Below are 13,280 nucleotides of genomic sequence, written 5' to 3'. Positions count from 1 at the left end.
ATGACGCCTTCTTTTTCTCCCATCGCCCGCGCCACCGGTCTGGTCCTGTTGGCCGCGCTGACCAGCCTGTCCGCCCAGGCCCAGCAGAAGCTGCTGCCCGCCCAAAGCGACGTGGCCTTTGTGATCAAACAAATGGGCGTGCCGGTGGAAGGCCACTTCAAGAAGTTTGACGCCCAGATCACACTGGATCCGGCCAAACCCGAGGCCGGCAAGATTGCCTTCACCATCGACATCGCCAGCGCCACCATGGGCTCACCCGAGCCCGACGCCGAGCTGCCCAAGGCCACCTGGTTCAACACCGCCAAGTTTCCCCAGGCCACCTTCCAGTCCACCAGCATCAAGGGCCTGGGCGGCGGCAAGTTTGAAGTAAGCGGCAAGCTGGCCATCAAAGGCAATACCCGCGATGCCGTGGTGCCCGTGACCCTGGTGCAAAACGGCGCCACCACCACCGCCACCGGCGTGGTGGGTATCAAACGCCTGGCCTTCAAGATCGGTGAAAACGAGTGGGCGGATACGTCCATGGTGGCCGACGACGTGCAGGTCAAGTTCAAGCTGGCGTTGTCCGGCATGGGCAAATTCTGATTTTCTTGTTCCCCGTTCCCTTTTTCTCTCAACCCTGTTTTTTAACGGAGCTTTTTCACATGCGTAAATCCCTCTTCAGCCTGGCAGTTGCCGGTACTTTGGCCACCACCCTGTTGTCCACTGCGGCTGTGGCCCAAACCGCGACCTATGCGCTGGACCCCACACACACGTTTGCGTCGTTCGAGATCGGCCACTTTGGCACGTCCACCAACAAGGGCCGTTTTGACAAGAAGGAAGGTTCGGTACAGATGGACCGCACTGCCAAGACCGGCAAGCTGGAAGTGACCATTGACACCACGTCCATCAACAGCGGTACACCTGCGTTTGACAAGCACCTGCAAAGTGCAGACCTGTTTGACACTGCCAAGCACCCCACCATCAAGTTTGTCTCAGACAAGTTTGTTTTCAGCGGCGACAAGGTCACGGAGATTGTTGGCAACCTGACGCTGTTGGGCAAGACCCAGCCCGTCACGCTCAAGGCCACCCAGTTCAACTGCTACCAGAGCCCCATGCTCAAGCGTGAAGTCTGTGGTGGTGATTTTGAAACGACCATCGACCGCACGGCCTTTGGCATGAACTACGGTGTGGATTGGGGCTTCCCCAAGAATGTGCGCCTGATCGTCCAGGCCGAAGGTATCAAGCAGTAATCAGCACACCCAGCTGATCAGGCGAAGACGTTGAGCTTCGCCGCGATCTGCTGCAGGCCCTTGAGTGCGCTCCACTGCGCCTCTGCCGGCGCGGTGGAAGCCTCGGGTGTGGCGCGCACTTTCTGGCGATCGTGTTCGTCACTGAATTCGCGCATGGCGGACACGGCCAGGGCCACAAAGTCGGGTTGTTTGTCGGGGGCCAAGGGGTGGGGCCGGGCAACCAGCACACCATCCTTGTTCACAGATATCTGGGTGACGATGCCGGCATTGCGGTCCACCGCCAGCTGGTGCGCACGTGCCATCGTATCGGCATCCGTACCGTCCGAGGCAGACACGCGCCGACCCGGGGCGTAGAGTGCAGCGTCTGCCGCGTGGGCAGCGCCCTGCGCGCCACCAGGCCACTGGATCTTCAACACCACACCATCCGGACGGCCCGCTTCGGGTGCAGCCGCTTGTGCAGGAACAGTCGCCCGCGGCTTGACCAACACCCCCGCTGTGCTGCCCGACGCGGATGGCGCGTCTTTGCCCAACGCGGCCGGGTTATTGCTGCCGGCTTGGGCGTCGCGGGGGAACTGTAAATGGTTGTAGCGGTCGACTTGCATGGCACATCCCCTAACGTGGGTGGATGCACCAAGTATCGTGAGGCGCCCGGCAGCACAAGCTGGAAATAAAGGCCGATAAACCGGGTATTTCCGGACCATACCGGCTGCGACCGCTTACGCGAAGAGGCCTCTCTGGGACGACGTCAGCGCCGTGAAGCTGTCTCCCATGGGGTGCAGGATGGCGTCTGCAATCGGCTTGAGCTGCTTGCTCAAATAGTGCTCATAATCCACGCGGGACTGCCGGTTCTCCAGCGGCTCCGGGCCGTTCTGGGTCATCACGTATTCGATCCAGCCACCGTTCTGGTACTGCATGGGCCGGTTCCTCTTGGCGTTGTAGGCATCCGCTATCCGCGCAGCCCGCACCTGCGGTGGAACGTTGACCCGATAGTCATCCAGGCTGTGGCGCAAGCGTTTGCGGTAGATGAGCAACTCGTCCTTGGCGCCTGCCAACGTGGAGCGTGCGTAGTCGGTCACAAACTCTCGGTAGGGCAGTTCATGGAAGATGCGCGAGAGCAAGCCGTCCTGGAACTGCCGTGCCAGCGGGGTCCAGTCGCTGCGGGCCATTTCCAGGCCCCGAAAGACCATTTCCTCCTTGCCCGCCACGTCCGTGCTCAGGCCGGCGTAGCGCTTTTTGCTGCCCACATCCGAGCCACGGATGGTGGGCATGAAAAACTTGGCGTAGTGCGTGTCGAACTCGATTTCCAGAAAGTTCGCAAGGCCCTGTTCCGCGTGCAGCGTGTGTGTCCACCAGGCGTTGATGTCACGCACCAGATCTGCACCCACCGCATGCGCCTCTGCATTGGTGTGGGTGCGGCCCAGCCAGATGAAGATGGAGTCCGTGTCACCGTAGATGGCCTCGTAACCCCGGTTCTCCACAAACACCTGCGTACGCTTCACGATCTCGTGCCCACGCAGGGTGACCGCGGACACCAGCTCGGGGCTGAAGAAGCGGCATTCGGTGGCACCCAGCACACCGGCAAACGAATTCATCAGCAGCTTCAAGGCCTGTGACAAGGGTTCATTTTTGGCCCGCTTGGCCTCATCCCGGCTGCGCGAGAGTGTGGTCACGATTTCGGGCAGGCAATGCTTGTCACGCGAGAACAGCGTGCCCATGGGCCCCCTGATCTGGGCTGCGGGATCACTGGCGTGTTGACCCTCCGCATAACCCACCGGGTCCACACAATAGGTACGGATGATGGAGGGGTACAGGCTCTTGTAGTCCAGCACCAGCACGGAATCGTAGAAGCCGGGTTTGGAGTCCATCACGTATCCACCCGGGTAGGCCTTGCGCTGGATCTCGCCCACGCTGGGTGCCACATAACCCAGGCGGTGCATGCGCGGCAGGTAGTGGTGGCTGAATGCGGCGATGGAGCCGCCAAAGTGGTCCGCAGCCAGGCCGGTCGTCTGGGCCCGCTCCATCACAAACTGCAGCAATTGCGCCTTCTCGAAGATGCGCAAGACCAGCTCACAGTCGCGGATGTTGTACGCGGCCAGCGCCGGTTTGTCTTCGCGATAGCGCCGGTTGATCTCGGCCATCTTGTCGTACGCGTCGCCTATGGCCTTGCCTTCGCCCAGCAGCGCCTGCGAAACGGCTTCCAGGCTGAATGAGGGAAAACTCCACACCGCGGCCTTCAGCGCGTCGATGCCGTCTATGACGATACGGCCCGGTATGGGCGCAAAAAAATAGGCCTGCTTGCGCGGATGTGTGCGCCACGCGATGGGGCTGCGATCACGGCCCAGCAGCAGCGGTACCCCACACTGGTCGGCTGTCTTTTGCAGCACTCGCAGATCGAACTGGATGACGTTCCATCCAATGATGGCATCGGGGTCGTTGCGTGCAAACCAGTCGTTGAGGCTTTCGACCATGGCCTTGCGGGTCGGCAGATAGATGAGCGCAAAGTCCAGGGTTTCTGCGGTCTCTGTGGGTTCTGGCGACGGTTCGCCCAACATGAAGACCACGCGTTCGGGCAAACCGTCTAGCGCAATGGAATACAGCTCCCCGTTTTCACTGGTCTCTATATCCAGTGAAACAACTTTCAGCACCGGGCGATAGTCTGGCGCTGGCTTGAGCCTGGCACCATCCACCCCATCTTCCACCAATACACCGGCGGTGATGAAACGCTCCATCAAATAACGATCATGGGGGCGGACGTCGGCCTCCAGTAGGGGGATGTTCAGCGGCTGCAGCGTGCGCGCCAGTTGCCCCAGCTGTCGGAATTGCCGGGCATAGACCCCGACGACAGGGCCTTGCTGAAAGGTCTTGAGTGTGAGTTCGCGCAACTGCACACCGGGCAGGGCCTGGATCGCTGCGTCCACCGCCGCGCGAAACCGGGTTTCGACAAAAGCGACCGAGGTCTGTGCGGTCAGCAGCACTTTCAAGGGCCCGGCGTCTGTCGCCAGCCAGTACTCGATAGTGGTGCCCGTTGGCGTGTCCCACCAGCGGCGGGTAAGGATGAACCCCTTGGGTTTGGTGGGCGCCACAGCAGCGTTGGATGGGGTAGTGAAGCCGGATGGCTGGCGGTTTTACGAAGCCGCCATTTTCGCTGAAGCATGCTGCCCTGCCGGGCAAAGGCCGGCAAACGTAAAAGGGAAGAGAGGCCTAGATGCGACAACCCACCACCGTGACGGTATCCAGAGCCGCCACCGTGCGCGCCTGTGTGCTTTGGGCCATGGACGCCGACGTGGCCACGCTGTCGAACTTCATCAGCATGCTGCCGCTAATAGCGGTAACCATCATGACTGCGAAGCTGAAGCTAGCCAGGCGAGTAGCGGTGTTCGAAGCTTTAAACATGGTGATCTCTCCCGATTGAGGGGCCACAGCGGCCCGTTGAAGAGAATGTATTGCTACCGAAAACGGATTGCACCCGGTTTGTGACGAACTACGGCTGGGCGAGATGCCTAGGGTAAATACCGGGATGAACGGGGAGGGAAAAAACGACCTACAGCGCCTTCTGCCGCCAGGCCAACGCCGCCCCCAGCCACAGCGCCAGCGCCGACACCACCAGCCCGCGCGCCAGCCCCCCGGGGCCATCCGCAATCCACCCCACCACCGTGGGCCCAATGATCTGGCCGGCGGCAAACACCGTGGTGAAGGCGCTGATACCCGCCGCCCAGGCCGTGGCCGGCAGGTTGTGCCGCACCAGGGCCGTGGTGGACGCCACCACCGACAAAAACACCGCGCCAAACAGCAGGCCCGAAGCCAGCACCACCGGCCAGGACTGGGTCAGCGCCGGCAATACCGTGGCCACACCCAGCAGGGCATTGAGCTTGGCCAGTGCGTGGCCGTTTTTGTGGCGGTCCAGCAGACCCGCCCAGATGCGTGACGACGCCATCACCGCCAGCCCCAGCAGGCCGTAGAACACGGTCACGGCCAGTGCACTGCTGCCCTGTTCACGCAGCAGGGCCACCACAAAGGTCATGTAACCGATGTAACCCATGCCAAACAGGGTGTAGCCCGCCAGCGCAAAGCCAAACTGCCGCCAGCGAAACTGCACGGGCGCCGCCCCACCTGGGCTGCCTGCCGCCGGCACCGCGGCCTGCGCCATCACCCGTGCGGGCCACAGGAGCGCCGCGCTGGCCAGCACACAGGCCAGCGCCAACAACCACCAGGCCCAGCGCCAGGCGTGTTGCTGCGCAGCCGCCAGCTCCAGCACCCAGGGCACCAACACGGCCGACAACACAATGCCCACACCGGTGCCGCCGTAGTACAGGCCCAGCAGCAGACCGCTGTGTGACGGCAGCTGCGCGCCCAGGCGGGCCGCCAGCAGTCCACCGGCAATAAACACAAAAGCACTGGCCACACCCGCCAGCAGGCGCTGCACCAGCAGGGGTTCGGTGGCGGTGAAGAAGCCGCTCAGGGCCATGAAGACACTGGCCAGAAAGGCCCCGGCCCACAGCAGCGTGCTGGCGCCCACACGTTTCAGCAGCCAGGGGGTCAGCAACGCGCCCAGGAAGTAGCCCAGCGCATTGGCCGTGTTCATGGCGCCGGCCAGTGTGTAGCTCCACCCCAGATCGGCCCGCATGGCGGGCAGCAGCAAACCGTAGGCAAAACGGGTGATGCCCAGCGACACCGCAGCGCCCAGGGACAGGGTCAGGGCCAGTGCCCATACAGAACGCAGCGGTGGTGTCATTTACTACTAAATTGATAGCTATTTAGCTATATTTTACGGGGGCTAGAGGCATATTTTGATCAGAACGGTCTGGCCTGACGCTTGCCTGACAAGCCGCCCAAAACAAGGGTATTCCTGCAGCCCGCCTGGGCATAGCCTGCATAGACTAACCCGCTCAAACCCACCTGGAGACCCCGCATGTTTACCCACCAACTGTGGACCACCCGCCTGCTCACGGCCAGTGCCCTGTGCCTGGCCGCACTGGCTGCGCCCGCGCAGACCGCCAACACCCTGAAAGTGGGGGTGATAGGGCCGTTCACCGGGCCGTCGTCCGACTTCGGTGTACAGATGCTGCAGGGCATACAGCTGGCGACCGAAGAGATCAACGCGGTGGGCGGCTACATGGGCCGCCCCTTCGAGCTGGTCATCAAGGACGACCAGGGCACCCCGGACGCGGGCCTCAAGGGATCGCAGGAACTGGCGGCTGCCGGCGTGGTGGCCACACTTGGCTTTTGCAACACCGGGGTGGCGCAGAAATCGCTGGAGGTTTTCCAGACGGCCAAGCTGCCGCTGATCATCCCCTGCGCCACCGGTTCACCGCTGACGGCCAAATACCCAGCGCCCGAGAGTTACATCTTTCGCACCTCGGCACGCGACGCCATCCAGGCGCCCTATGTGGTGGAAGACATCATCCGCCGCGGCTGGAGCCGGGTGGCCATCTTTGCCGACACCACGGGTTATGGCGACGCCGGCCTGAAAGATGTGGAGGCCGCACTGGCCGCCAAAAAACTCAAGGCCGTGCACGTGGCCCGCTTTGCGCTGGGCGTGAAAGACCTGCGCGAGGAGCTGAAGGCCGCACGGGACGCCGGTGCCGACGTGGTCTTCAGCTACACCGTGGGGGTGGAGAACGCCGTCATCGCCAACGGCCGCAAGGATCTGAACTGGAAGGTGCCCCAGGTCGGCGCCTGGCCGCTGTCCTTCCCCTTCTTCATCAACGGCGCCAAAGACGCCGCCGAGGGCGCCATGATGGCCCAGACCTTTATTGCCGAGCCCAGCAACGAGCGCCGCGCCGCCTTCCTGAGCGCCTACAAACGCAAGTTCAAACAGGCCCTGACCGTGCCCATGGCCGCCGCCCAGGGCTACGACAGCGTTTATCTGCTGGCGTTTTCGCTGTTTGGCGTGCGCGACGGCAACCCCACGGGCCCGGTGGTCAAGGCCGCGCTGGAGAACATCTCCCGCGTCTACTACGGCGTGGTGGCCACCTACGAGCGCCCGTTCAGCCTCAACGACAAGGACGCCATCACCAGCAACATGCTGGTCATGGGCAGAGTCAACAACGGCCTGGTGACCTTTGCCCGCAATGAAGACGCCAAACAAAACGCGGTCGTCAAGCGCAAGAAGTAAGCAGGCATCGTTCTGTGCGCCATGGCACCCAACTTCGGGCATGAATCTGCTACGCTGCGGTTTCGTTTTCCGAAACTTTTGAAAGAGGCGCCATGTCAGACTCCCACAACTCCCCCCTCACTTCACAAGAGAAGCTCGTGATGGACATCCGCGCGGTGATTGCCGACGCAGAAGACATCCTCAAAGCCACGGCCGACCAGACCGGCGAAAAGATCGCCAACCTGCGCACCCGCGTGCAGGACCGCTTGCTGGGTGCGCGCATCCGTCTGGACGCTGCCGAAGCCGCCATCGTTGACAAGACCAAAGCCGCCGCACGTGCTGCCGACGACTATGTGCACGACTCACCATGGCAAGCCGTAGGCATTGGCGTCGGTGTGGGCTTCTTGCTGGGCCTGCTGCTGGGTCGCCGTTAACCGAACCCCATAGCCTGATAAAACAAGGCATGGATTTCGCGCACAACAAGGCCAACAGTGGTGGCACCTGGGGTGCTGCCCGCGACAAGGCAGCCACCCTGCTGTCCATTGGACAAACACGGCTGGAGCTGCTGGGCAATGAGCTGGAGGTCGCGCGCATCACCATCACGCGCCAGCTGCTGCTGGCGCAGGCCCTGCTGTTTTGCGTGGGCTTGGGCGTGGTGTTGACGGTGATGGGCCTGGTCATTCTGTTCTGGGAGCAGCGCCTGGTGGTGGTCGCGCTGGCGGCGGGTGCGGTGTGGGGCACGGCCCTGTACGTGTACTTTGCCATCCAGCGCAGCAACCGGCACGCCGCGCCCCTGTTCAACGCCAGCCTGGCGGAACTGCAAGAAGACTTGCGCCAACTCAAAGCTGCCACCGGCCATGGACGCACGCCTGGTTGAACTGTATGTGCAGCGCGGGCGACTGCGCGAGCGTATCAGCATGCAGCGCGGCGAGCTGGCGCGCGAACTCGCACCCTTGGCCGAGGCCTTGCATGGGGTGGACCGCGCCCGTGCACTGCTGCACCGCGCAAGCCTGTGGATGCTCGCCCACCCGGGTGTTGTGGCAGCCGTCGGTGTTGCCGTGGTTATCTGGAAACCGCGCGCCGTATGGCGCACGGCACACTGGGGCTTTTTGGCCTGGCGCAATTGGGCGCAATGGCGTACGTGGGTACGCGTGGGACTCAAGGTTTTTTGATCCGGCTTGACCCATAATCGGCACATGGGATCTTCTGAACTGTCAAAACCCTCCACGGACGCCACCCCCCAGCCGGCCGAGCCGCCGGCTTTTGACCCCAACCAGACCATCTCGTACCAGTCCCGCATGAAGCGGGCTCCACGCTGGTTTGGCTCTTTCCTGGCCAGCAACAGCCGCGAAAAAAACCGCATGCGCGAAGAGCTGGGCAAGATCAAGGGCGCCATACCGCTGCTGATGAAACCCCGCAACGGCAGCAAGTGGACAGCACAAGAACGCCAGGAACTCCGGGTGATGCTGCGCTCGGCATCCGCCGTCTACCCCTACCTCATCATCTGGGCACTGCCCGGTTCCATCCTGCTGCTGCCCTTTCTGGCCTGGCATCTGGATGCGCGGCGCAAGAGCCGCGAACGCAAGGCGGCCGGGGCAGAGAACAAGCTCCATTAGCCGGGCCGGCCGTCCAGGCGCGGACGGCCAAACCAGCTACCGTAACGCAGGGCCCAACCGCTCACCGCGAGCGACCACACCGCCGCAGCCGCCACCAGGGGCCAATGGCCAGAAGCCGGCCACAAAGCCGCCAAAACGCGCAACACCGCCGCCGTTTGCAAAACCCAGTAGAGCGACCATGCTGTGTTGTCCGCCGCCAGTGGTCGGCCGCTGTGGCCACTGGCGACGCGGGTACCCATGGCCAGCAGGGTCGCGCCCAGATAACCCATGGTCATTGCGTGCAGGGGGGCCAGGCCCAGCGATTGTTGGTCTTGGGTCAAAGCCATCAAACTGTGGGATACCGCTTGCAGGGCAAATGCAATACCCAGCCACAGAAACCCGCCGTGCAGCATGGCCAGCAGGCGGATCTTCAAACTTTGGACCAGACCCCAGCGCACAGCCAACCACAGCATCAGGGCGGCGGCGGGCACCTCAACCGCCACCTGCATCCAGCGCAGCCCGGTGGGAGCGGGCCAAAGCCACACATCCACACCCGCCCAGACGCCTTCAAACACCAATATGGCCACCATGCAGTGCAGCAGCCACAGCGGCCGCCAGGCATCCAACACCGGGAGTGCGCTGGTGCTGAAGAACGGAATCATCCGGTGCGACACGGCGGCAAACACCGGGGCCACAAAAATCCACAGCGCGGCCTGCGTCAGGGAGCGCACCACACTGTCGTCACGCAACAGAAGCCCCACTGCGATGCCCCACATGGCCAGCGTACCAAAACAGCACGCTGCCAGCACCACGTTCACATGGGCTTTGTCTGGGGCACGGCTGGCCCACCACAGCGCACCAAATTTCCCTGTAAACCCGGTCCAGGCTACGGCAACTAGGGCCAGTCCGGCTGCACCCAGTGCTGCAGATGTGTGCAAACCCACGAGGCACACAGCCCAACCCGCCAGTGTGCAAACAACCAGGGGGAGCAGGGCGCGGGTCGCAAGCTCGGGTACACCCAGCCACTTGGGGCCAGCAGTGAACAGAAAACCTACAAAAAACAGCGGCATAAAGCCCAGCGACATCAACAAAGCATGGGCCGTACCCGGACCCACCATCCACGCCAGCTGCAGACCAGTGGCCCGCGCCACCAGCACTACCGTCCACCATAGGGCGATGACCGCCATCATCACTGCGCCACTGAAAAAAGCCAGACGGTGCACAGCCGCCAGCAGCCAGTTGGCCCGCCATGCCATATCGGCGGGTGGCGGTGGCTTTTGGGGTGTGATGTGAATCGGCCGCAAGACAGCCGGCGCGGTCGGGCCGTGCAGGGGCTTAAGTGCCATGACCTGCAACCGCCGGGCTAACGGGCCCCCGAGCAGCCACAGCCGCCACCCCCACAACCACCGCCAGCGGTCTTGGGGGATGCCAGTGCAGCGGCAGCTGCGGCGCTGCTTTCGGGGTCTTGCACCGTAAAGTCGATCACGATGTTGCCCGGCTCGCGCGCCACATAGGCCATACCAACCTGGTTGCCATAACGGCCGGAAATCTGTTGCAGCAGCGGCAACGGGTCATGGTCGTTGACAAAGCGCATGGTTTCACCTTCGTTCAGCGATTCCAGCGCCCCAAAAATGGCCGCGTGGCGAAAACGTTTGGCAACGCCGCGTGCATCAAAGCTGTAAACGGCGGCGTTAGCGGGAGTGTTCTGCACGGTAGCTGTGTTCATGGTGGTCCTTGGTTTTGCGCGACTGTAAGCCGCATCAGAACGCCACGTCTTGATCCAAAACAAGACTTTGTTTGATCTGGATCATGGGATCGCAGGAATCGATTTGTTACCGTTCGGGCCAGTCTGGTACCACGGGTGCGCCCTTAAAGGTGCATTTTGTCTATATCTTTTTTGCACACGATGAATGCTTCTCTCTCACCGGCTGCCGCACCCACCCACCCCATGGAGTTGGTGTGTCCGGCCGGTAGCCTTCCGGCCCTCAAGGCGGCCATTGACCACGGCGCGGACTGTGTCTACCTGGGCTTTAGAGATGCCACCAATGCACGCAACTTTGCGGGCCTGAACTTTGACGAGGCGGCCATCCAGACCGGCATACGGTACGCCCATGACCGGGGCCGCAAGGTGCTGGTGGCGCTCAACACCTATCCGCAGGCTGCAAGTCCGCAGATTTGGCAAAACGCCATCGACCGGGCTGCAGGCAGTGGTGTAGACGCCGTCATATTGGCCGACCCCGGCCTCATGGCCTATGCCCAGCGACACCACCCCCAGCTGCGCCTGCATTTGTCGGTACAGGGGTCGGCCACCAACTACGAGGCGATCAATTTCTACCACCAACACTTTGGCATCTCCAGGGCCGTATTGCCCCGCGTGTTGTCCATGACGCAGGTCGGGCAGGTGCTGGAAAAAACCCACGTAGAGATTGAGGTGTTCGGTTTTGGCAGCTTGTGTGTGATGGTGGAGGGGCGCTGTGCCTTGTCGTCCTATGTCACCGGCGAAGCACCCAACACCCATGGCGTGTGCTCGCCGCCAAAAGCCGTGCGCTGGGTGGAGACCCCACAGGGCCGCGAGTCGCGCCTGAACGGCGTGTTGATAGACCGCTATGCCCCCGGAGAAAACGCCGGCTACCCCACGCTGTGCAAAGGCCGCTTTGATGTGGGTGACGACCACAACTACTACGCCATCGAAGAGCCCACCAGCCTCAACACACTGGAGCTCTTGCCCCAGCTGATGAAGATGGGTGTGCGCGCCATCAAGATCGAGGGCCGCCAACGCAGCCCCGCCTATGTGGCGCAGGTCACCCAGGTCTGGCGCGAGGCCATTGACAACTGCCGCGACAACCCGCACCGCTATTCGGCCAAGCCGGTCTGGATGGCCAGCCTGGACAAGGTTGCCGAAGGGCAACAGCACACTTTGGGGGCCTACCACCGGCCCTGGAAATAACGATGGGACTCGTTCGACCATGAAACTCTCTTTAGGGCCCTTGCTGTACTACTGGCCGCGCGACGTGGTGCTCAATTTCTATGAAGCGGTAGGCAGCGCACCGGTCGATATCGTCTACCTTGGTGAAACCGTGTGTTCCCGCCGCCGTGAGTTGCGCCTGGCCGATTGGCTGGGCATTGCCGCGCGTTTGCTGGAGGCGGGTAAAGAGGTTGTCATGTCCACCCAGGTGCTGATCGAGTCCGGCTCGGACGTTGCCACCCTGCACAAGATTGCCGAGATGTCCGCCCATGGCGACTTCACGGTCGAGGCCAACGACATGGGCGCCGTGCACTGCTTGGCCGGTAAGGTGCCCTTCATTGGCGGTCCGCACCTCAACATCTACAACGTGCCGACACTGCAATGGATGGCGCCGCTGGGCATGCAGCGCTGGGTCATGCCCCTGGAGATGGGGCGTGATGACCTGGCCTTGATGCAGCAAGGCCGCCCTGAGGGTGTGCAGACCGAGGTGTTTGCGTATGGCCGCATGCCGCTGGCGTTTTCGGCCCGCTGCTTTACCGCCCGGCATTGCAACCTGCCCAAAGACGATTGCCAGTTCCGCTGCATGGAACACCCCGATGGTCTGCTGCTGCGCACCCGCGAGGACGAAGGTTTTCTGGTGCTCAACGGCATACAAACCCAGTCGGCCAAGGTGTACAACCTACTGCCCGAAATGCAGGCCATGCAACAGATGGGCGTGGATGTGGTGCGGGTCAGCCCACAAGCGCAGCACACGCCTGACATTCTTGCCCTTTTCCGCGGCGCGATCGCGCAGCAGATGCCGGTAGATGAAGCCTTGTGCGCGCTGAATAGGCTGATGCCGGACCAATCCTGCAACGGCTACTGGTACGGCAAGCCCGGCCTGGAGCAACGCCATCCTGAGGCGCAGACCGCATGAGCACAACCACCCCATTGATGCTGCCCAAGCCCGTGGGCGACTTGCTGGCTCGCTTGCCGGTGTACCCTGGTTCGTTGGTGTTTGCTGCCGCCTTGAATCTGGCGCTGGCCAGCAAACTCGCGCCGGATGTTACACAGTTGCTGCTGGGCAAGAAACTGCGTCTGCGGGTAACGGACGCCCAAATCACCTTTGACTTTGCTTGGCTGCATAGCCGGTTTACTGCATGCCACAACCCGGCAGAGGCCGACCTCACCATCAGCGCCAGTGCCCATGACTTTGTGCTGCTGGCACGTCGCCAGGAAGACCCTGACACCCTGTTCTTCAGCCGCCGCCTCTCCATGGAGGGCGACACCGAACTGGGCTTGCTGGTGAAAAACACCATCGATGGCATCGAACGGCCCGTGTTCCATGTGGACGCCCTCAAACCGGCCCAGGTATTGCAGCGGCTGAAGACCAGATTCCTTTCACAGTAGAGGCTGCC

Annotated in this window: 15 protein-coding genes and 1 pseudogene; 10 read left to right on the top strand and 6 right to left on the bottom strand. The window is 62.5% G+C overall.

Annotation, left to right across the window (positions count from 1 at the left end; genetic code table 11):
• On the top strand, positions 1 to 582 hold the full coding sequence (locus HZ993_RS15115) for a YceI family protein (RefSeq protein ID WP_209393556.1): 582 nt from the start codon (positions 1 to 3) through the stop codon (positions 580 to 582).
• Between the two features lie 59 nt (positions 583 to 641).
• Positions 642 to 1,229: a YceI family protein gene (locus tag HZ993_RS15110; protein WP_209393555.1), complete on the top strand. Its 588-nt coding sequence runs from the start codon at positions 642 to 644 to the stop codon at positions 1,227 to 1,229.
• 17 nt (positions 1,230 to 1,246) lie between these two features.
• Here HZ993_RS15110 and HZ993_RS15105 read toward each other — a convergent pair whose 3' ends face one another.
• The 4 genes from HZ993_RS15105 to HZ993_RS15090 all read right to left on the bottom strand — a co-directional run bounded on the left by HZ993_RS15105 (position 1,247) and on the right by HZ993_RS15090 (position 5,961).
• Positions 1,247 to 1,831, bottom strand: coding sequence for a hypothetical protein (locus HZ993_RS15105; RefSeq protein ID WP_209393554.1), 585 nt, complete (start codon positions 1,829 to 1,831; stop codon positions 1,247 to 1,249).
• A gap of 114 nt (positions 1,832 to 1,945) precedes the next feature.
• The gene (locus HZ993_RS15100) at positions 1,946 to 4,312 is read right to left on the bottom strand and encodes a DNA polymerase II (RefSeq protein ID WP_209393553.1); all 2,367 of its coding nucleotides are present in this window, start codon (positions 4,310 to 4,312) and stop codon (positions 1,946 to 1,948) included.
• Between the two features lie 118 nt (positions 4,313 to 4,430).
• Positions 4,431 to 4,622 (bottom strand): hypothetical protein, encoded by a 192-nt coding sequence (locus HZ993_RS15095; protein WP_209393552.1) that lies wholly within the window; start codon positions 4,620 to 4,622, stop codon positions 4,431 to 4,433.
• Positions 4,623 to 4,770: 148 nt separating this feature from the next.
• Positions 4,771 to 5,961 (bottom strand): YbfB/YjiJ family MFS transporter, encoded by a 1,191-nt coding sequence (locus HZ993_RS15090; RefSeq protein WP_209393551.1) that lies wholly within the window; start codon positions 5,959 to 5,961, stop codon positions 4,771 to 4,773.
• Positions 5,962 to 6,138: 177 nt separating this feature from the next.
• Between HZ993_RS15090 and HZ993_RS15085 the strand changes: the two genes are divergently transcribed.
• The 5 genes from HZ993_RS15085 (at position 6,139) to HZ993_RS15065 (ending at position 8,939) form a co-directional block, all read left to right on the top strand.
• Positions 6,139 to 7,344 (top strand): ABC transporter substrate-binding protein, encoded by a 1,206-nt coding sequence (locus tag HZ993_RS15085; protein ID WP_209393550.1) that lies wholly within the window; start codon positions 6,139 to 6,141, stop codon positions 7,342 to 7,344.
• A 92-nt stretch (positions 7,345 to 7,436) separates the two neighbouring features.
• The gene (locus tag HZ993_RS15080; RefSeq protein ID WP_209393549.1) at positions 7,437 to 7,757 is read left to right on the top strand and encodes a YqjD family protein; all 321 of its coding nucleotides are present in this window, start codon (positions 7,437 to 7,439) and stop codon (positions 7,755 to 7,757) included.
• A 29-nt stretch (positions 7,758 to 7,786) separates the two neighbouring features.
• Positions 7,787 to 8,200, top strand: a complete 414-nt coding sequence (locus tag HZ993_RS15075; protein WP_209393548.1) for a phage holin family protein — start codon at positions 7,787 to 7,789, stop codon at positions 8,198 to 8,200.
• On the top strand, positions 8,181 to 8,495 hold the full coding sequence (locus HZ993_RS15070; protein WP_209393547.1) for a YqjK family protein: 315 nt from the start codon (positions 8,181 to 8,183) through the stop codon (positions 8,493 to 8,495). The genes HZ993_RS15075 and HZ993_RS15070 overlap by 20 nt, the downstream gene beginning before the upstream one ends.
• Before the next feature lie 24 nt (positions 8,496 to 8,519).
• On the top strand, positions 8,520 to 8,939 hold the full coding sequence (locus HZ993_RS15065; RefSeq protein ID WP_209393546.1) for a hypothetical protein: 420 nt from the start codon (positions 8,520 to 8,522) through the stop codon (positions 8,937 to 8,939).
• Here the strand turns inward: HZ993_RS15065 and HZ993_RS15060 are convergent.
• Entirely contained in the window at positions 8,936 to 10,264 is a 1,329-nt protein-coding gene (locus HZ993_RS15060; RefSeq protein ID WP_209393545.1) for an NnrS family protein, read from the bottom strand. The two genes, HZ993_RS15065 and HZ993_RS15060, sit on opposite strands and share 4 nt — an antisense overlap.
• A gap of 119 nt (positions 10,265 to 10,383) precedes the next feature.
• Positions 10,384 to 10,644: pseudogene (locus tag HZ993_RS15055) on the bottom strand (DUF2249 domain-containing protein); the annotation flags it as partial.
• Positions 10,645 to 10,824: 180 nt separating this feature from the next.
• Between HZ993_RS15055 and HZ993_RS15050 the strand changes: the two are divergent.
• The 3 genes from HZ993_RS15050 to HZ993_RS15040 are packed head-to-tail and all read left to right on the top strand — an operon-like array spanning position 10,825 to position 13,272.
• Complete coding sequence (locus HZ993_RS15050) at positions 10,825 to 11,865, top strand: peptidase U32 family protein (protein ID WP_245213644.1); 1,041 nt, start codon at positions 10,825 to 10,827, stop codon at positions 11,863 to 11,865.
• 19 nt (positions 11,866 to 11,884) lie between these two features.
• Positions 11,885 to 12,799 carry a U32 family peptidase gene (locus tag HZ993_RS15045; protein ID WP_209393543.1) on the top strand — a complete coding sequence of 305 codons (915 nt, stop codon included), beginning with the start codon at positions 11,885 to 11,887 and terminating at the stop codon, positions 12,797 to 12,799.
• Positions 12,796 to 13,272, top strand: coding sequence for an SCP2 domain-containing protein (locus HZ993_RS15040; RefSeq protein WP_209393542.1), 477 nt, complete (start codon positions 12,796 to 12,798; stop codon positions 13,270 to 13,272). Before HZ993_RS15045 ends, HZ993_RS15040 begins: the two co-directional genes overlap by 4 nt.
• Positions 13,273 to 13,280: the final 8 nt, after the last annotated feature.

This window comes from Rhodoferax sp. AJA081-3, from assembly GCF_017798165.1.
Classification (GTDB): Bacteria; Pseudomonadota; Gammaproteobacteria; order Burkholderiales; family Burkholderiaceae_C; genus Allorhodoferax.
The sequence above is the reverse complement of the archived record's forward strand: the minus strand, read 5'-3'. Positions and strand labels throughout refer to the sequence as shown.